Here is a 17,075-nt window from a genome sequence, read left to right as displayed (position 1 = left end):
CATACTGAGGCCACAAAAAAACACCCCGCAAACCGTTTCCGGTGTGCGGGGTGTTTTGCCTGTCAGGGCCAGGCCCTGACGGCCGTGCGGCTTAGTGGCGCGTTTCGACCTGAACCAGCGGCTCGTTCGAGACGGGCGTCACCGGCTTGCGTTCGCGGCCCAGGCGGACCGGCGCGTACGAGGCGGCAATGCGCTGCTGCGTTTGCGCGTGGCGTTCCGGATCGGTTTCCACCCACTTCAGGCCGGCGGCATTGACCACGTCGTGCAAGGCTTGCGCCTTGGCGGCCGGGGCAACGGCAGGGACCACGATGGGCTGTTGCGCGCTGGCCGGCGCGACCGGCGCGGGGGGCGGTGCGACGGGAGCAGCGGCCACTGCCGGCGTCTGGACCACCGGTTCAGCGGCGGGCGCTTCCACCGGCGTCTGCACCGGCGCAGCGGGGACCGAAGCCTCGCTGGCGGGTTGCACGGCGACAGGCGGGGTCGCTTGCGGCGCGGTCTGCACGGGTTGAGTGGCAGTCTCAGCTGTGGGCTGGGCTACGGGCTCAACGGCGGGCTTCACCGCGGGTTCGACGGCGGGCGCCACCACCGGCTCGGCAGCGGCCTGGACGGGCTCAGCCTTGGGGGCTTGAACCGGTTCGACCGGCGTTTGCTCGGGCTGGGCGGCGGTCTGCACGGGCTGGGCCGGGGCTTGAACCTGCTGCGCGGCGGCAGGAGCAGTTTGCTCGGCGGCCGATTGAACCGGCTCAGCAGCCTGGGCGGCGACGCCTTCGGCTTGCTGTTCGCCGGCGTCTTCGGCGCCGTCTTCCTGCAGCTCGTCGCTACCGGGCAGACCGGCTTCGTCCTGGCTGCGGCGGCCACGGCGGCTGCGGCGGCGGCGGCGCTTGCGCTCGGGATCGGCGGCGCCTTCGGCGCCTTCAGCGCCCGGGAACGCATCGGCGGACTGTTCGTCGGCGTCAGCATTGTCCAGGGCTTCGGCGGCGGGCTTGGCATCCGACTTGGCGTCAGGCAGCGCGGTGGCGACCGTCTGGGCCAGCGCGGCGACCATGCTTTCCTGTTCGCTCATCGGCGCGTCGGATTGGCCTTCCTCGCGGCGGTTACGGCCACGGCCACGGCGGCGATTGCGGCCTGCGCCGGTGTCTTCACCGTTGAGTTCGGGCGTCTGTTCCGGACGGGCGGATGCCAGGGCTGCCTGGGTGGCCGCCTGGGTGTCGCGCTCGCCGCGGCCTTCGCCACGATTGTTGCGTTCGCCGCGTTCGCCATCCGAGCGGCGGTTGCCGCGGACGTGGTGACGGCCGCCTTCGGTGGCCTCGGCGCCTTCGCCACGGCCTTCGCCGCGGCGGTTGCGGTTGCGGTCGGAGCCGTGGCGTTCGCCGCGGCGTTCCTGGCCGTCATGGCTGCTGCGGCCCTTGCCACGCGACGAGCCCGCGCGCTTGGCGGTTTCTTCGGCGACTACGGGGGCGGGCTTGGCGGGTTCGGAGCCGCCGGTCAGCCAGCTGACCAGACGCTTGAACAGGCCGCCCAGACCGGCGCCTGCCGCGGGCGCGGCGGGTGCGGCGGCCGGCGCTGCGGGCGTCGAGACGGGGGCGGGCTGCGACGGCGTGATGCCCTTGACCAGGGCTTCCGGACGCGACTTGATTTCGCTTTCGCGCGGCTGCCAGGGCGCATCCGTGGCCGGCGCTTCCACCAGTTCGAAGCTGGTCTTCAGCTCTTCCAGGCGGGGATCGTCGTGGCGCAGGCGCTCGATGTGATGGTGCGGCGTTTCCAGATGCTTGTTGGGGATCAGCATCAGGTTGACCTTCAGGCGGGCTTCCATCTTGGTGATGTCGGCACGCTTTTCATTCAACAGGTACGTGGCCACGTCGACGGGCACCTGGGCGTGGACTGCCGCGGTGTTTTCCTTCATGGCTTCTTCCTGCAGCAGACGCAGGACGTGCAGGGCGCTGGATTCGGCGTCGCGGATCACGCCGGTGCCGTTGCAGCGCGGGCAGGTGATGTGCGAGCCTTCGTTCAGGGCCGGACGCAGGCGCTGGCGCGACAGTTCCATCAGGCCGAAACGCGAGATCTTGCCCATCTGGACGCGGGCGCGGTCGAAATGGAGGGCATCACGCAGGCGCTGTTCGACGGCGCGCTGGTTCTTGCTGTCTTCCATGTCGATGAAGTCGATGACGATCAGGCCACCCAGGTCGCGCAGGCGCAACTGGCGGGCCACTTCGTCGGCCGCTTCCGAGTTGGTGCGCAGCGCGGTTTCTTCGATGTCGGCGCCGCGGGTCGAGCGGGCCGAGTTCACGTCCACGGAAACCAGGGCTTCGGTGTGGTCGATCACGATGGCGCCGCCCGAGGGCAGTTGCACCGTGCGCGAGTAGGCCGTTTCGATCTGGTGTTCGATCTGGAAGCGCGAGAAGAGGGGGATGTCGTCACGGTAGCGTTTGACGCGCTGGACGTTGTCCGGCATCACCACGCTCATGAAGGCGGTGGCTTGGTCGGCGATCTCGTCGGTGTCGATCAGGATCTCGCCGATTTCGGGCGAGAAGTAATCGCGGATCGCGCGGATGACCAGGCTGGATTCGAGATAGATCAGGATGGGCGCGGAGTTGTCGCGCGCGGCGCCGTCGATGGCGGTCCAGAGCTGCAGCAGATAGGACAGGTCCCATTGCAGTTCTTCGACGTTGCGGCCGATGCCTGCGGTGCGGGCGATGATGCTCATGCCCTGGGGCAGGTCGAGCTGTTCCATCGTGTCGCGCAGTTCCTGGCGATCCTCGCCCTCGACGCGGCGCGAAACACCACCGCCGCGGGGGTTGTTGGGCATCAGGACCAGGTAGCGGCCAGCCAGCGAGATGAACGTGGTCAGGGCTGCGCCCTTGTTGCCGCGTTCTTCCTTTTCGACCTGGACGATCAGTTCCTGGCCTTCGCGCAGGGCGTCCTGGATGCGGGCGGTACGGACATCGACGCCTTCCTTGAAGAAGCTGCGCGCAACTTCCTTGAAGGGCAGAAAGCCGTGACGGTCTTCGCCGTAGTTGACGAAGCAAGCTTCGAGGCCGGGTTCGATCCGGGTGATGACACCTTTGTAGATATTGCCTTTGCGCTGTTCGCGGCCGGCAGTCTCGATGTCAAGGTCGATGAGTTTTTGCCCATCGACGATAGCGACGCGTAATTCTTCCTGATGCGTCGCATTGAACAGCATGCGCTTCATGAGAGGGTTTCTCCGTTGTCATGACGCGCCGATATCGGCGCGTGACCTCGGGCCACTCGGGCTGCGGCTGAAGCGGGCAAGAAGGTGCGGACCGTACCTGGGCGGCGCCCAGGCGTATCCGCCGCGGGTCAGGCGGGCACGTCGTGCCGTGGGGCACGGGGTTCTGTCAGCAGGAGGGTCAGCTTCACTGAATGTGGTTTGACGGAAAAAATGCTGTGAACGGCAGCTGCGGTCGGATTGGTTGCCCACACGCAGCTGGTGCTTTAAATATGCGACGATTCTTGCAGTGCTTCAGAGCCGCTTGCGGCATGCAACGGACCTGCCGGAACAGCGGGCAAGATGAATGCCACACCACTATTCCGCAGGGCTCGGTTGCGCCGGCGACCAAGAGACCCAGGGGTTGAATGAGCAGGCAGTACAATGGCGGCCCGCGCGCTCGACGGAGTTGCGTGTTGGTTGCATCTCTACGCCAGGCGGCTAGTTCAGCCCCTTAAGGCTGTCCCGATTATATGTCGCTTTCCGCAATGCGCAAAGAAACTTCCTCCCCCGTATCCGCCTCTAAAGCAGCCCCCGCCGTCCGCATGGTTGAAGTGGGCGCCGAGCATGCCGGCCAGCGTCTGGACAACTTCCTCATGCGGCTGTGCAAGGGGGTGCCCAAGACGCACATCTACAAGGCGATCCGCGGCGGCGAAGTCCGCGTCAACAAGGGACGCATCCAGGTGGATTACCGGGTTGAGGAAGGCGACGTCGTCCGCATTCCGCCCCTGCGCCTGCCTGATCCCGGCAAGCCCCGGCCCGTTCCCGCCGCCGAATTCCCGATCGTCTTCGAAGACGACGCCATGCTCGTGGTGGATAAACCCGCTGGCGTTGCCGTCCACGGTGGCAGCGGCGTGTCGTTTGGCGTAATCGAACAGCTGCGCGCCGCGCGCCCGCAGGCCAAGTTTTTGGAACTGGTGCACCGGCTGGACCGCGAAACTTCCGGGTTGTTGATGGTCGCCAAGAAGCGCAGCGCGCTGCTGGCGCTGCACGCCATGCTGCGCGAGGGCCGGAGCGACAAGCATTATTTCGCGCTGGTCGAGGGCGACTGGGTCAACGACCGCCAGCACATCAAGCTGTCCCTGACCAAATGGACCACGCAGTCCGGCGAGCGCCGCGTCAAGGTGGATCCGGACGGGCAGACGGCGCACACGATTGTCACGCTCAAACAGCGTTTTGGCGGTTACAGTCTGGTCGACGCCGAGCTGCGCACCGGACGCACCCACCAGATCCGGGTTCATCTGGCATCCAGCGGCTTTCCCATCATCGGGGACGACAAATACGGCCACGACGACGTACGTGCGCAATTTGCGCGGCAGGGCTTCAACCGCATGTTCCTGCACGCTCACAGCCTCACCTTGCCTCACCCGCTGACGGGTGAGGTCATGACACTGACCGCCGAGCTGCCGCCAGCTTGCCGGAACATCCTGAAAACACTGGAGTCTGCCTGATATGTCGTATTCGCTGGTCGTCTTTGACTGGGATGGCACCCTGATGGATTCCACGCACAGCATCGTGGCCGCCATTCAGGGCGCTTGCCGCGATCTGGATCTGGCGGTGCCGTCCGCGTCCGAGGCAAGCTGGGTCATCGGCCTTTCGCTCGAAAGCGCGTTGCGCCGTGCCGTCCCCGAATTGACGCAGGCCATGCTGCCTCGCTTCCTTGAGCGCTACCGCACGCACTACCTGCTGCGCGATCCGGAATTGCGCCTGTTCGAGGGCATCAACGAGTTGCTGACCGACCTGGCCAGCCAGAACGTGCGGCTCGCTGTCGCCACGGGCAAGAGCCGCGTCGGCCTGACGCGCGCGCTGGCCGCGACCGGCCTGGGCCCGCTGTTTGACGCGACCCGCACCGCCGACGAGACCTTCAGCAAGCCGCATCCGGCCATGCTGCACGAACTGATGCAGGAACTGGACGTGGATCCGTCGCGGGTCATCATGGTGGGCGATACCTCGCACGATCTGCAGATGGCCTGCAACGCGGGTGTGCACGGCCTGGGGGTCACCTACGGTGCGCACACCCTGAAGGAGCTTGAGGGATGTGCCCCGCAAGCAGTGCTGGACACCGTTCCGCTCGTGCGCGAATGGCTTATGCCGCGCGTGAGTGCCGGCGCGTAGGCTCTGGCTGATGAAGGCCGGCAGGAACGTCCGCCGGTCCGGCGGGTCTATCCGAAAGGCGCTGCGCGTGCTTCGCAAGACCGCTGCGGAATAAGATAGCCCCGTCCAGCGTCCATGGTTGACGCGGGCGCGCGCTCACGGAGCGCGGCGCCATACCGGAGATTACGATGCTGATACGCAAGCCCGACGACTTTTTGCCGTCCGAGATCACTTCCGAGGCCGTGTGGCAGTCGCGCCGCGCACTCATGTTGCGCGCCGGCGCTGCCGCTGCTGCCGTCGGGCTGCCCGGCTGGGCTACGCGCGCCGCCCACGCGCAGGACGCCGGCGCGCTGCCGGGCAAGTCCAACCCTGCGTTCAGCATCATGGACAAGCAGACGTCCCTGGCTGACATCACGTCGTACAACAATTACTACGAGTTCGGCGTAGATAAGGGCGAACCGGCCAAAAATGCTGGCAAGTTGCAGACCCGGCCGTGGACCGTGAGCGTCGAGGGCGAGGTCAACAAGCCGCGCACGTTCACCATCGAAGAGTTGCTCAAGCTCGCGCCCATGGAAGACCGCGTCTACCGCCTGCGCTGCGTCGAGGGCTGGTCCATGGTCATTCCGTGGGTTGGGTATTCGCTGTCCGAGGTGCTCAAGCAGGTGGAGCCGAATGGCAACGCCAAGTACGTCGAATTTGTCACTGCCGTTCAGCGGGAAAATATGCCGGGCGTGCGTGCTGCCATCCTGGAGTGGCCGTATGTGGAGGGGTTGCGCCTGGACGAAGCCATGCATCCGCTGGCGATGCTGGTCTTTGGCGTCTATGGGCGCGTGCTGCCCAACCAGAACGGCGCGCCGCTGCGGTTGGCCGTGCCGTGGAAGTATGGATTCAAGTCCGGCAAATCGCTGGTGAAGATCCGGCTGGTGGAAAAGCCGCCCGTCACGTCCTGGGTCAAGTCGGCCCCGCACGAATACGGCTTCTACGCCAATGTGAACCCTAACGTCGCGCATCCTCGCTGGAGCCAGGCCACCGAGCGCCGCATCGGCGAGGACGGCCTGTTCACGCCCAAGCGCAAGACGCTCATGTTCAACGGCTACGGCGATCAGGTGGCGTCGCTTTATCAGGGCATGGACCTGAAGGCCAATTACTGAGGCGCTGATCCGTGTCCGTTGCTCCTCGCGCTGCCTCGGCTGCGGCACACAGGAAGGCGCAGCTCTCGGCCCGGACGATCGGGCGCTTCAAGCCGCTGCTCTTTCTGCTGGGCCTGGCGCCGTTCGCGCGGTGGATATGGCTGGGGATGCACGACGGCCTCACGGCCAATCCCGTTGAATTCCTGACGCGATCGTCTGGCACCTGGGCACTGGTATCCCTGCTGGTCACCCTGGCCATCACGCCGCTGCGCCGTCTGACGGGGCAGCCCGCGCTGGTACGCGTTCGGCGCATGTGCGGATTGTTCGCGTTCTTCTACGCGGCGCTGCATTTCATGGCGTGGGTATGGTGGGACCGTGGCTTCGATCCCGCAGAAATGGTGCGTGACATCGTCGAACGTCCCTTCATCATGGTGGGATTTTCGGCCTTCGTGCTGATGACCGCTCTGGCTGCCACGTCGACGCAGTGGGCGATGCGGCGTTTGGGCAAGCGCTGGCAGACGCTGCACCGGGCCATCTATGCCATCGGCCTGCTGGCGATTCTGCACTACTGGTGGCACAAGGCGGGCAAGAATGACCTGTCCGAGCCCGCGATCTACGCCGCGGTGCTGGCCGTGCTGCTGGGTTGGCGCGTCGTCGCCTGGTGGCGCGGGCGGGCATAGTCCGCTTGCGCGCTGGGGCGCCGCAGCTACTGCATGGCCAGCATGATGGCCGCGGTTTCCGCGTCAGGCTGGCCGTCGTGCAGGGTAGGGCGGTAGTGCATCTGGAACGCGGCCAGCGTGTTGATCGTTGCGCGGTCCAAAGTGCCGTCCTGCGGACTGGCGTAGCCAAGCCGCTGCAGCTGCTTCTGAAACCATGCGACATCCGGCACACCTTCGATCTGCAGGCGCGCCAGATGCTGGGCCGCGCCTGCCTCGTTGTACCAGCGCCCGATACCCGCGTCAGCCAGCGTCTTCCAGGGGAACAGCGGGCCGGGATCCACCTTGCGCTGCGGCGCGATGTCGCTGTGGCCCACGACGTTCTCCGGCACGATGTTGTGCCGGCGGATGATGTCGCGCAGCAGGATGGTCAGCGCCCGGACCTGGCGGTCGTCATAGGGGTGCCAGACGCGCTCCCCGTTGCTGCCTTCGGTCCAGCCCGGATTGACGATCTCGATGCCGATCGAGGTGCTGTTCATTGCGATGTTGCCGTACCAGGAACTGGCCCCTGCGTGCCATGCGGCGCGGTTTTCGTCGACCAGCCGATAGGCGCGGCCATCCAGGTCCAGCAGGTAATGCGCGCTGACCTTGCCCTTGGAAAGCAGGCGCAGCGACTCGGCGTCGTTGACCGTGGTGTAGTGCAGGACCACGGATCGCACCCGGCTGCTCTGGCTGACGGCGGTGATCGAGGTGTCCAGGTCCAGGCCGGCGGGCCCGCGCGCCGCGCAGCCGGCCAGCACCGCCGCGGCCAGCAGCGTGGAAAATAGGCGGATCATGGTCAGCGCGCCAGGTACAGGAACAGCGTCGGCAGCTTGTCCAGCTGGGGCGCCGGCAACTTCTTCCAGTCGGCCACCGTATGGGTGACCACCCATTCGTCTGCCGTCGTCATCGAGCGCGCCACGCACAGCTTGGTGTCGCCCTTCAAGGTGGCGATCAGCGTGGCAAACATCGCCGCGTTGCGGTACGGGGTCTCGATCAACAGCTGCGTCTGGTTGTGGCGGGCCGAGTGCTGCTCCCAGGCGCGCAGTTGCTTGGCGCGCTCGCCGGGTTCCACCGGGGCATAACCATGAAAGGCGAAACGCTGCCCGTCCAGGCCGCTGGCCATCAAGCCCAGCAGAATCGAAGAGGGGCCTACCCAGGGTTTGACAGCGATCCCCATGCGGTGCGCTGCGTCCACGACCTTGGCGCCGGGGTCCGCGACGGCGGGGCAGCCTGCCTCGGAAACCAGGCCGATCTCCGCGCCGCGCTTTGCGGAGTCGAGCCACGCCTTGATCTGCGCGGCGTCGGCCTTATCAGTGAGGGTGTGGATGGTGATTTCCTGTAGCGGCCGGGTGGTGCCGATGAGCTTCAGGAAGGCGCGGGCGGTCTTGGCGTTCTCGGCGATGTAGGTGTCCAGCCGGCCGGCCAGCGCGCGCACGTCGGCGGGCAGCCAGCGCTCGGGCGGCGCGTCGCCCAGGCTGACGGGAATCAGGTGCAGGGCGCCGGTCATGCGGATGCTCCGGGGGCGTCGAGCGGATCCAGTCCGAAAGTTGCCAGCATGCGTGTCAACTCGATCAGCGGCAGGCCTATGATGGCGGTTGGATCGTCGCTTTGAATGCTTTCCATCAGGGCAATGCCCAGGCTTTCCGCCTTGGCGCTGCCTGCGGTATCGTAAGGCTCTTCGGCGCGCAGGTAGGCGTCGATGGCACGGTCGGACAGTTGGCGGAACCGGCAGCGCGTCACAATGTCGGCCTTTTCGACGCGTTGGCCGTCGGTCACGGCCAGCGCGCTGTGAAACTCCACCAGTCTGCCCGACAGCGCGCGCAGTTGCGCCTGGGCCCGCGTGAAATCGCCCGGCTTGCCGATGGGGGCGCCGTCCACAGTGGCAACCTGGTCAGAGCCGATCACGATGCTGCCCGGATGTTTTTCCGCCACCACCATCGCCTTGGCGACGGACAGGCGCAGCGCCAGCACCTCGGGGGTTTCGCCGGGTTGTGGCGTTTCGTCTACATCGGGGGAAATTGCGGAAAAGGGCAGGCGCAGGCGCGACAACAGTTCTTTGCGGTATCGCGAGCTGGACGCGAGGATCAAGCTAGGTTTGTGGGGCATGCGGCATTTGACGGTAATACGTAAGTCACAGTATTATCTAACGTTTTGCGGCATTTTTGCAGGAACATCAACATGACACCGAAGGGAAAGCCTGGCGATGCGAGTCGCCGCGCGGACGGATCGGCCGGTGCTGGTGTGAATGCGGCGGACTCTGACGTCAAGCGCATCGACGCCTTCGCCTTTGCCCGTTTGGGTAAAAGCGCGCAGGGCAGCATCGCCTTGGTGCGTCTTGCCCGCGTGGTCGATGGCCTGCCCGAGCAACCGCTGGGCGAAGCCGGACTTGTGACCTGGTCCGTGCAAGGCGAAGAAGGCAAAACTGGCTTGCTGATGGACCAACCGCTTTTGCGCCTGCATGTGAAGGCGAATCCGGTGGTTGTGTGCCAGCGGTGCAATGCGCCGTTTGCGTATCCGGTCGACAGCGAAGTCGTGCTGCAACTGGTCAAATCCGAAGACGACCTCGACGATGATCATTCCTTTGCCGATCAAGGCGACGATGACGACGACGAGGACGACGAAGGCGTAGGAAGGGATTCTGTGGCCCAGCTACCTGAAAAGGTGGTGGGTTCGCATCATTTTGATCTGTTGGCCCAGATCGAAGATGAGCTCATTCTGAGCATTCCGTATGTGCCCAAGCATGATGTATGCCCGGGCGCGCAGGCCAAGGCCAGCGAAGCTTCTGAAGAGGAGCCCGCTGTCAAGCGTCCGTCGCCGTTTGCGGTGCTGGAACAACTGAAGCACAAAGATTGAGATCAACATCGGGCCGCATCGCGTACAATGCGCCCCGTTTCTAGGAGTCATCATGGCCGTTCAACAAAACAAGAAGTCCCCCTCCAAGCGCGGTATGCACCGTTCGCACGATTTTCTGGTGGCCCCGTCGACCGCCATCGAACCGAACACCGGTGAAACGCACCTGCGTCACCACATCAGCCCCAACGGCTTCTACCGTGGCCGCAAGGTCCTGAAGACCAAGGCCGACGAATAAGGCCCCCGGGCCGAACTCGTACTCGGACCATTTCGGCTGAGCGCTGATACCTGGCACCCGTGATACGCATCGCCATAGACTGTATGGGCGGAGACTTCGGTCTGCCCGTCACGATTCCGGCTGCGATCGAGTTCGCCCGGCAATTTCCGGACACCCGGCTATTGCTGGTCGGGCTTCCCGACGCTATCGAAGCGGCGCTCTCCGAGCACCGCAACGTGGCGCGCGATCGCTTTGAGATCGTGGCGGCTTCCGAAGTCGTCGCCATGGACGACCCGGTCGAGGTCGCCCTGCGCCGCAAAAAAGACTCCTCCATGCGCCTCGCTGCCCAGTCCGTCAAGGACGGGCGGGCGGACGCCTGCATTTCCGCGGGCAACACGGGCGCCTGGATGGCCATCTCACGTTATGTGCTCAAGACGCTGGATGGCATTGATCGCCCGGCGATCGCCACGTCCATTCCGAACCAGACGGGCCGCGCCACCACGGTGCTGGACCTTGGCGCGAATGTGGACTGCACGGCCGAGCACCTGCTGCAATTCGCCATCATGGGCGCCGCGCTGTCGCAGGCGGTGGACCATCGCGACAACCCCACCGTGGGCTTGCTGAACATTGGCGAAGAAGTCATCAAGGGCAACGAAGTCGTCAAGGAAGCCGCCGAGCTTCTGCGCGGCAGCCCGCTGAACTTCTACGGCAACGTCGAAGGCAATGACATCTTCAAGGGCACGGTCGACGTCGTCGTCTGCGACGGCTTTGTCGGCAACGTCGTGCTCAAGTCCGTGGAAGGACTGGCGAAGATGCTGTCCAGCATCATTCGCGAAGAGTTCAAGCGCAACCTGATCACGCTGATCGCCGGCGCGGTGGCCAAGCCCGTGCTGAACCGCCTGCGCAACCGCGTGGACAACCGCCGCTACAACGGCGCGGCTTTGCTCGGCTTGCGTGGCGTCGTCATCAAGAGCCACGGATCCGCGGACGTTTACGCCTTCGGTTTTGCCTTGCAACGCGCGCGCGAAGCCGTAGTGAGTAAACTGCTGGAGCGCACCGCGCAGACGGTCGCTCAAATTACCAAGCGCGTTCAATCCGGCGATCGCCCATCGGCGGCGTCGCCCAACGTGGCTGGGGATACCGCTTGATGGATACCGCAATGAAATACTCCGTGATCGCGGGCACCGGCAGCTTCCTGCCGGAACGCGTGGTTTCGAATGACGAACTGGCTGCGGAACTGGCGACGCGCGATATCGCCACCTCCGACGAATGGATTGTCGAGCGCACGGGCATCCGTCAGCGCCATCTGGCCGAGCGTGGCGTGACCACCAGCCAGCTGGCCACCGAGGCCTCGCGCCGCGCGCTGGCCGATGCGGGCGTGGATGCTTCCGAAATCGATCTCGTCATCGTGGCCACGTCCACGCCCGATTTTGTGTTTCCCAGCACGGCCTGCCTGGTGCAGGCCAACCTCGGCGCCAAGGGTTCGGCCGCGTTCGACGTGCAGGCCGTGTGCAGCGGCTTCGTCTACGCGCTCACCACCGCCGACAGCTTCATCCGCGCGGGCCGCGCGCGCTGCGCGCTGGTGATCGGCGCCGAAGTGTTCTCGCGCATCCTCGACTGGAACGACCGCAGCACCTGCGTGCTGTTCGGTGACGGCGCCGGCGCTGTTGTGCTGAAGGCCTCCGACACGCCCGGCATCCTGGCCGCGCAACTGCATGCCGACGGCAGCCAGATGAAGATCCTCAGCGCCGCGGGCAACGTGGCCTACGGCGACGTCACGGGCGATCCCTTCCTGCGCATGGACGGCCAGGCCGTCTTCAAGCAGGCCGTCACCGTTCTGGACCGCTCGGCGCGCGACACCTGCGCCGAAGCCGGCGTCACCGTTGCCGACGTCGATTGGCTGATCCCGCATCAAGCCAACGTGCGCATCCTGAATTTCCTGGCTCGCAAGCTGGACGTGCCCGTCGAGAAGGTCGTCATCACCGTCGACAGCCACGCCAACACGTCCGCGGCCAGCGTGCCGCTTGCGCTCGATGCTGCGCGCCGCGACGGCCGCGTCAAGCCGGGCCAGCTCATCCTGATGCAGGGCGTGGGCGGCGGATTCACCTGGGGCTCGGTACTGGCTCGCATGTAAGGGTGTGCCCTGGCCGCGGCGGCACGTGTGCCGCGGGCGGCCGGAGAGCGCGCCTGGCATTCCACACAGACACTGAATCAATCCACACGCTCAATCATGAAAATCGCTTTTGTCTTTCCTGGCCAGGGTTCGCAAGCTGTCGGCATGCTGGACGCCTGGTCCGGCGTGGCGGCGGTCACCGACACCGTCGCACGGGCCTCGCAGGCGCTGGGTCAGGACCTGGGCGCGCTGATCGCGCAGGGTCCCCTCGAACAGCTCAACCTGACCACCAATACGCAGCCGGCGATGCTGACCGCCGGCGTTGCCTTCTACAACGCCTGGATCGCCGCGGGCGGCCGCAAGCCTGATGTCGTGGCCGGCCACAGCCTGGGCGAATACGCCGCGCTGACCGCTGCCGGTTCGCTGGCGCTGGAAGATGCCGTGCGCCTGGTGCGCGTGCGGGCCGACGCCATGCAGGCCGCGGTGCCGGTCGGCACCGGCGCCATGGCCGCCATCCTGGGCCTGGACGACGACGCTGTGCGCACCGCGTGTGCGCAAGCCGCACAAGGCGAAGTGGTCGAAGCCGTCAACTTCAATGCGCCCGCGCAAGTCGTGATCGCCGGCCACAAGGCCGCGGTCGAACGCGCCTGCGAACTGGCCAAGGCTGCCGGCGCCAAGCGCGCCTTGCTGCTGCCCGTATCCGCGCCGTTCCACTCCAGCCTGCTCAAGCCCGCCGCCGACGTGCTGGCTGGCGCGCTCGCTGGCGCCGCTGTGTCCGCGCCGCAAGTGCAGGTCATCAACAACGTCGATGTGGCTTCGCCCACCGATCCCGACGCGATCCGCGATGCGCTGGTTCGTCAGGCGTGGCATCCTGTGCGCTGGGTCGAAACCCTGCGCGCCATGAAGGCGCAAGGCGTCACGCACGTCATCGAATGCGGTCCGGGCAAGGTCCTTGCGGGTCTGACCAAGCGCATCGACCCCGAACTCACCGGCCTGGCCATCACCGATCCTGCTTCGCTGGAAGCGGCGATGGCAGCCGTAAACGGAAACTGATCAATGGACAACACCTCGACCGAACTGCAGGGCAAGATTGCGCTCGTCACGGGCGCGACCCGCGGCATTGGCCGCGCGATCGCCCTGGAACTGGCCGGGCGCGGCGCAACCGTCGTCGGCACCGCCACGTCCGAATCGGGCGCGGCTGGCATCACTGAAGCGCTGGCGCCGTTCGGCGGCCGCGGTGTGGTGCTGGACGTGACCGACGCCGCTGCCTGCGATGCGCTGATCGACGCGCTGGGCAAGGAAGGCGGTGGTCCGCACATCCTCGTCAATAACGCCGGCATCACCCGTGATACGCTGGCGATGCGCATGAAGGACGACGATTGGTCGGCCGTCATCGACACCAACCTGGCTTCGGTCTTCCGCCTGTCGCGCGCCGTGTTGCGCAGCATGATGAAGGCCCGGTGGGGACGCATCATCAACGTGACTTCCGTGGTGGGTTCCAGCGGCAACGCGGGCCAAGCCAATTACGCTGCCGCGAAGGCGGGCGTGGCGGGCATGGCGCGTGCTCTGGCTCGTGAACTGGGCAGCCGCAACATCACCGTGAACTGCGTGGCGCCTGGCTTCATTGACACCGACATGACGCGTGCGCTGGGTGAAAACCAGACCGCGGCGCTGCTGCAACAGATTCCGCTGGGCCGTTTGGGCTCGCCGGCTGACATTGCGCATGCCGTGGCCTTTTTGTCCGGACCGCAGGCGGGTTACATTACCGGCACCACCCTGCACGTCAACGGCGGGATGTACATGCAATAAATCACGAATCACGCGCCGCCGCCGGGCAGCCGGCAAGGCGGCGCGCGATTCTCCGGAAACGCCGCACATGGTCAACCTGCGCCGGTCTCGGCGACAGAACAAATGCGCGGTGTTATTTTTGTCACGGTCAGGCGTTGCATCACTCCGCGCTTGGCTATAATTCGCGGGATTTTTCCCAATTGGAGATCTGCATGGAAAGCATCGAACAGCGCGTCAAGAAGATCGTCGCTGAACAACTTGGCGTCAACGAAGCCGAGATCAAGAACGAGTCCTCCTTCCTTGACGACCTCGGTGCCGATTCGCTCGACATGGTCGAACTGGTCATGGCCCTCGAAGACGAATTCGAGACCGAGATCCCCGACGAAGAGGCCGAAAAGATCACGACCGTGCAACAAGCGATTGACTACATCAATTCGCACGGTAAGCAGTAAGCTCAGCCTATATCGTCCTGGTTGCCCGATTTCGTCGGCCAACCTGGAATCAGGGCGGTTTCAGGAGTGCCGTGTGGTCCACCGGCAGGTCGGGCGTTGTAATGCCTCACCTGCCTTCATGTGGTCCACACGCGCAGCGCATCCCGAAAACCGCCTTTCTTTTGTCTGTTTGAGGAGTCATCCGTGAAGCGACGTGTCGTCATCACCGGCCTGGGTATCGTTTCCCCCGTAGGAAATGATCTGACCACCGCTTGGGACAATATCGTCAACGGACGTTCTGGCATCAGCCGCATCACCCGTTTCGATCCCTCGGCCATCACCACCCACATTGCTGGCGAAGTCAAAGACTTCGACATCAGTACCTATATTTCGGCCAAGGAAGCCCGCCAGATGGATACGTTCATCCATTACGGCCTGGCTGCCGGAATGCAGGCCTGGCGCGATTGCGGCCTGGAAGTCACCGAAGAAAACGCCGAGCGTATCGGCGTGATCGTGGGCTCCGGCATCGGCGGTCTGCCGCGCATCGAAGAAACCCAGGTCGATTACCTTGCCAAGGGACCTCGGCGCATTTCGCCGTTCTTCGTGCCGGGTTCGCTGATCAACCTGATTTCCGGGCATCTGTCGATCGCCTACGGCATGAAGGGCCCCAGCTACGCCGTGGTGTCGGCTTGCACGACCGGTCTGCATTGCATTGGCGATGCCGCACGCCTTATCGAATACGGCGATGCCGACGTCATGGTGGCTGGCGGCGCCGAATCCACCGTGTCGCCGCTGGGCATTGGCGGCTTTGCCGCCATGCGCGCGCTGTCGACCCGCAACGATGATCCTCAGACCGCATCGCGTCCCTGGGACCGCGACCGCGACGGCTTTGTGCTGGGCGAGGGCGCTGGCGTCCTGGTGCTGGAAGAGTACGAGCACGCCAAGAAGCGCGGCGCGCGTATCTACGGTGAACTGGCTGGCTACGGCATGAGCTCCGATGCCCACCACATCACCGCACCGGACAAGGACGGCCCGCGCCGCGGCGTGATCAACGCGCTGCGCAACGGCGGCCTGAATGCCGAAGACGTCCAGTACGTCAACGCGCATGGCACGTCCACCCCGCTGGGCGACAAGAACGAAACCGACGCGCTGAAGCTGGCGTTCGGCGACCACGCCAAGAAGCTGGTGGTCAACTCGACCAAGTCGATGACCGGCCACCTGCTGGGCGCGGCCGGCGGCATCGAAGCCGTGTTCACGACGCTGGCTGTGTACAACCAGGTCTCGCCTCCGACGATCAACATCTTCAATCAGGATCCCGAATGCGATCTGGATTACTGCGCGAACGAAGCGCGGCAGATGAAGATCGACGTGGGTCTGTCCAATTCGTTCGGCTTTGGCGGCACCAACGGCTCGATGGCCGTTCGCCGGGTCTGATTTGGACGACTTGGTCGGGGGGCGTTGGTCGTTCCGCCTACCTGTCTCGCAGCCCAGGGGAGCCGTCGCGCTTTTCGGGCTGGCGCTGGCCGCTGCGGCGGCCAGCGTGCTGACAGCGGCAGCGTGGCATGGTTATGCCTGGGCTGCGGCCGCGCTCCTGGCCCTTCTATTCCTCTTGGCCGGGCTGTTACACTCGGCTCGGAACGCCCCGTCCCCGGTAACGGCGCTACGTACCGCGACCGGGACTGGCCACTGGCAGCTACGCCGGCCGCAAGGCTGGCAGGACGCGCTGCTCCTGGACCAGCAACGGGGCCCAGCGTGGCTGACGCTTATCCTGCAGCCCTTGCCCACCGGGAGTACGGCCTTTACCACTAGCAAAATCACCCTCACCGTCTGGAAGCACACGCTGCGACCCGAATCCTGGCGCCGTCTGCGCCTCGTCGCTGGCACGGCGCGGCAGGCACGCCCGGCGCGTCCTTTGCGGGAGGCCTCATGAGCGAGCGCGAAGTCGACGCCGAGCTTGTCGCCCGCGTGCAGCGGGGCGACAAGAAGGCATTTGATCTTCTGGTGCTCAAGTACCAGCGCAAGATCCTCCGTCTGCTGGCCCGGATGATCCGCGATCCCGCCGAAATCGAGGATGTGGCGCAGGAGGCCTTCATCAAGGCTTACCGCGCCTTGCCCCAGTTCCGCGGCGAAAGCGCCTTCTACACCTGGCTGTACCGCATCGCCATCAATACGGCGCGCAACTGGCTTGCCTCGCAGGGGCGGCGCCCCAGCGCGCCCAACGCGATTGAAACGGAAGACGGTGAAACTTTTAACGAAACCGACAACCTAACGGATATAAGCACGCCGGAATCCATGGTTGCCAGCCGCGAAATCGCCGAGACGGTGAACGCGGCCATTGAGGAACTACCTGAAGAATTGCGCACCGCAATTGTCCTGCGTGAAATCGAAGGTATGAGTTACGAAGACATCGCCCAGAGCATGGATTGCCCGATCGGTACGGTGCGCTCCCGCATTTTTCGTGCGCGTGAAGCCATTGCGACCAAGTTGCGTCCGTTGCTCGACACCGATGTCGAGCGTCGCTGGTAAGG

At 65.2% G+C, this 17,075-nt stretch carries 17 protein-coding genes; 13 read left to right on the top strand and 4 right to left on the bottom strand.

The window, feature by feature from the left end; all coding sequences use genetic code 11:
• Positions 1-91: 91 nt before the first annotated feature.
• The gene (locus B3098_RS07345; protein ID WP_286894257.1) at positions 92-3,190 is read right to left on the bottom strand and encodes an Rne/Rng family ribonuclease; all 3,099 of its coding nucleotides are present in this window, start codon (positions 3,188-3,190) and stop codon (positions 92-94) included.
• A 524-nt stretch (positions 3,191-3,714) separates the two neighbouring features.
• Here B3098_RS07345 and B3098_RS07340 point away from each other — a divergent pair.
• The 4 genes from B3098_RS07340 to msrQ all read left to right on the top strand — a co-directional run bounded on the left by B3098_RS07340 (position 3,715) and on the right by msrQ (position 7,130).
• Entirely contained in the window at positions 3,715-4,677 is a 963-nt protein-coding gene (locus tag B3098_RS07340; protein ID WP_376784642.1) for an RluA family pseudouridine synthase, read from the top strand.
• A 1-nt stretch (position 4,678) separates the two neighbouring features.
• On the top strand, positions 4,679-5,341 hold the full coding sequence (locus B3098_RS07335) for an HAD family hydrolase (protein ID WP_175122962.1): 663 nt from the start codon (positions 4,679-4,681) through the stop codon (positions 5,339-5,341).
• Between the two features lie 167 nt (positions 5,342-5,508).
• Positions 5,509-6,471 (top strand): protein-methionine-sulfoxide reductase catalytic subunit MsrP, encoded by a 963-nt coding sequence (msrP, locus tag B3098_RS07330; RefSeq protein ID WP_286894255.1) that lies wholly within the window; start codon positions 5,509-5,511, stop codon positions 6,469-6,471.
• Between the two features lie 11 nt (positions 6,472-6,482).
• The gene (gene msrQ / locus B3098_RS07325; protein ID WP_286894253.1) at positions 6,483-7,130 is read left to right on the top strand and encodes a protein-methionine-sulfoxide reductase heme-binding subunit MsrQ; all 648 of its coding nucleotides are present in this window, start codon (positions 6,483-6,485) and stop codon (positions 7,128-7,130) included.
• 26 nt (positions 7,131-7,156) lie between these two features.
• Here the strand turns inward: msrQ and B3098_RS07320 are convergent, their stop codons facing one another.
• The 3 genes from B3098_RS07320 to B3098_RS07310 are packed head-to-tail and all read right to left on the bottom strand — an operon-like array spanning position 7,157 to position 9,254.
• Entirely contained in the window at positions 7,157-7,942 is a 786-nt protein-coding gene (locus B3098_RS07320) for an N-acetylmuramoyl-L-alanine amidase (RefSeq protein WP_286894251.1), read from the bottom strand.
• Positions 7,943-7,944: 2 nt separating this feature from the next.
• Entirely contained in the window at positions 7,945-8,655 is a 711-nt protein-coding gene (locus B3098_RS07315) for an SAM-dependent methyltransferase (RefSeq protein WP_286894249.1), read from the bottom strand.
• Positions 8,652-9,254: a Maf-like protein gene (locus B3098_RS07310; RefSeq protein WP_286894248.1), complete on the bottom strand. Its 603-nt coding sequence runs from the start codon at positions 9,252-9,254 to the stop codon at positions 8,652-8,654. The genes B3098_RS07315 and B3098_RS07310 overlap by 4 nt, the downstream gene beginning before the upstream one ends.
• Positions 9,255-9,326: 72 nt before the next feature.
• Here B3098_RS07310 and B3098_RS07305 point away from each other — a divergent pair, with 72 nt between their 5' ends.
• The 9 genes from B3098_RS07305 to rpoE all read left to right on the top strand — a co-directional run bounded on the left by B3098_RS07305 (position 9,327) and on the right by rpoE (position 17,073).
• Positions 9,327-10,001, top strand: coding sequence for a YceD family protein (locus tag B3098_RS07305; RefSeq protein WP_286894245.1), 675 nt, complete (start codon positions 9,327-9,329; stop codon positions 9,999-10,001).
• Between the two features lie 52 nt (positions 10,002-10,053).
• The gene (rpmF, locus tag B3098_RS07300; RefSeq protein WP_006218037.1) at positions 10,054-10,236 is read left to right on the top strand and encodes a 50S ribosomal protein L32; all 183 of its coding nucleotides are present in this window, start codon (positions 10,054-10,056) and stop codon (positions 10,234-10,236) included.
• 59 nt (positions 10,237-10,295) lie between these two features.
• The gene (gene plsX / locus B3098_RS07295) at positions 10,296-11,363 is read left to right on the top strand and encodes a phosphate acyltransferase PlsX (RefSeq protein ID WP_286894242.1); all 1,068 of its coding nucleotides are present in this window, start codon (positions 10,296-10,298) and stop codon (positions 11,361-11,363) included.
• A complete protein-coding gene (locus B3098_RS07290) occupies positions 11,363-12,349 on the top strand; it encodes a beta-ketoacyl-ACP synthase III (protein ID WP_175122955.1) in 987 nt (328 codons plus the stop codon). The genes plsX and B3098_RS07290 overlap by 1 nt, the downstream gene beginning before the upstream one ends.
• A 96-nt stretch (positions 12,350-12,445) precedes the next feature.
• Positions 12,446-13,381: an ACP S-malonyltransferase gene (gene fabD, locus B3098_RS07285; protein WP_279971755.1), complete on the top strand. Its 936-nt coding sequence runs from the start codon at positions 12,446-12,448 to the stop codon at positions 13,379-13,381.
• A 3-nt stretch (positions 13,382-13,384) separates the two neighbouring features.
• Positions 13,385-14,137: a 3-oxoacyl-ACP reductase FabG gene (gene fabG, locus B3098_RS07280; protein WP_175122953.1), complete on the top strand. Its 753-nt coding sequence runs from the start codon at positions 13,385-13,387 to the stop codon at positions 14,135-14,137.
• Positions 14,138-14,328: 191 nt separating this feature from the next.
• Entirely contained in the window at positions 14,329-14,568 is a 240-nt protein-coding gene (acpP, locus tag B3098_RS07275; RefSeq protein ID WP_003813816.1) for an acyl carrier protein, read from the top strand.
• Positions 14,569-14,751: 183 nt separating this feature from the next.
• Positions 14,752-15,981, top strand: coding sequence for a beta-ketoacyl-ACP synthase II (fabF, locus tag B3098_RS07270; RefSeq protein ID WP_175122952.1), 1,230 nt, complete (start codon positions 14,752-14,754; stop codon positions 15,979-15,981).
• Positions 15,982-16,473: 492 nt separating this feature from the next.
• On the top strand, positions 16,474-17,073 hold the full coding sequence (rpoE, locus tag B3098_RS07265) for an RNA polymerase sigma factor RpoE (RefSeq protein ID WP_008161984.1): 600 nt from the start codon (positions 16,474-16,476) through the stop codon (positions 17,071-17,073).
• The last annotated feature ends 2 nt before the right edge of the window (positions 17,074-17,075 follow it).

The organism is Achromobacter sp. UBA2119 (assembly GCF_002331005.1).
Taxonomy (GTDB): domain Bacteria; phylum Pseudomonadota; class Gammaproteobacteria; order Burkholderiales; family Burkholderiaceae_B; genus Achromobacter; species Achromobacter animicus.
This window is presented reverse-complemented; position numbering and strand designations above follow the sequence as displayed.

What these genes read in the sequence shown, in the direction of transcription:
- B3098_RS07345 (WP_286894257.1), bottom strand. Translation starts at nt 3,190, where the DNA reads ATGAAGCGCATGCTGTTCAATGCGACGCATCAGGAAGAATTACGCGTC.
- B3098_RS07340 (WP_376784642.1), top strand. Translation starts at nt 3,715, where the DNA reads ATGCGCAAAGAAACTTCCTCCCCCGTATCCGCCTCTAAAGCAGCCCCC.
- B3098_RS07335 (WP_175122962.1), top strand. Translation starts at nt 4,679, where the DNA reads ATGTCGTATTCGCTGGTCGTCTTTGACTGGGATGGCACCCTGATGGAT.
- msrP (WP_286894255.1), top strand. Translation starts at nt 5,509, where the DNA reads ATGCTGATACGCAAGCCCGACGACTTTTTGCCGTCCGAGATCACTTCC.
- B3098_RS07320 (WP_286894251.1), bottom strand. Translation starts at nt 7,942, where the DNA reads ATGATCCGCCTATTTTCCACGCTGCTGGCCGCGGCGGTGCTGGCCGGC.
- B3098_RS07315 (WP_286894249.1), bottom strand. Translation starts at nt 8,655, where the DNA reads ATGACCGGCGCCCTGCACCTGATTCCCGTCAGCCTGGGCGACGCGCCG.
- B3098_RS07310 (WP_286894248.1), bottom strand. Translation starts at nt 9,254, where the DNA reads ATGCCCCACAAACCTAGCTTGATCCTCGCGTCCAGCTCGCGATACCGC.
- B3098_RS07305 (WP_286894245.1), top strand. Translation starts at nt 9,327, where the DNA reads ATGACACCGAAGGGAAAGCCTGGCGATGCGAGTCGCCGCGCGGACGGA.
- rpmF (WP_006218037.1), top strand. Translation starts at nt 10,054, where the DNA reads ATGGCCGTTCAACAAAACAAGAAGTCCCCCTCCAAGCGCGGTATGCAC.
- B3098_RS07290 (WP_175122955.1), top strand. Translation starts at nt 11,363, where the DNA reads ATGGATACCGCAATGAAATACTCCGTGATCGCGGGCACCGGCAGCTTC.
- fabD (WP_279971755.1), top strand. Translation starts at nt 12,446, where the DNA reads ATGAAAATCGCTTTTGTCTTTCCTGGCCAGGGTTCGCAAGCTGTCGGC.
- fabG (WP_175122953.1), top strand. Translation starts at nt 13,385, where the DNA reads ATGGACAACACCTCGACCGAACTGCAGGGCAAGATTGCGCTCGTCACG.
- acpP (WP_003813816.1), top strand. Translation starts at nt 14,329, where the DNA reads ATGGAAAGCATCGAACAGCGCGTCAAGAAGATCGTCGCTGAACAACTT.
- rpoE (WP_008161984.1), top strand. Translation starts at nt 16,474, where the DNA reads ATGAGCGAGCGCGAAGTCGACGCCGAGCTTGTCGCCCGCGTGCAGCGG.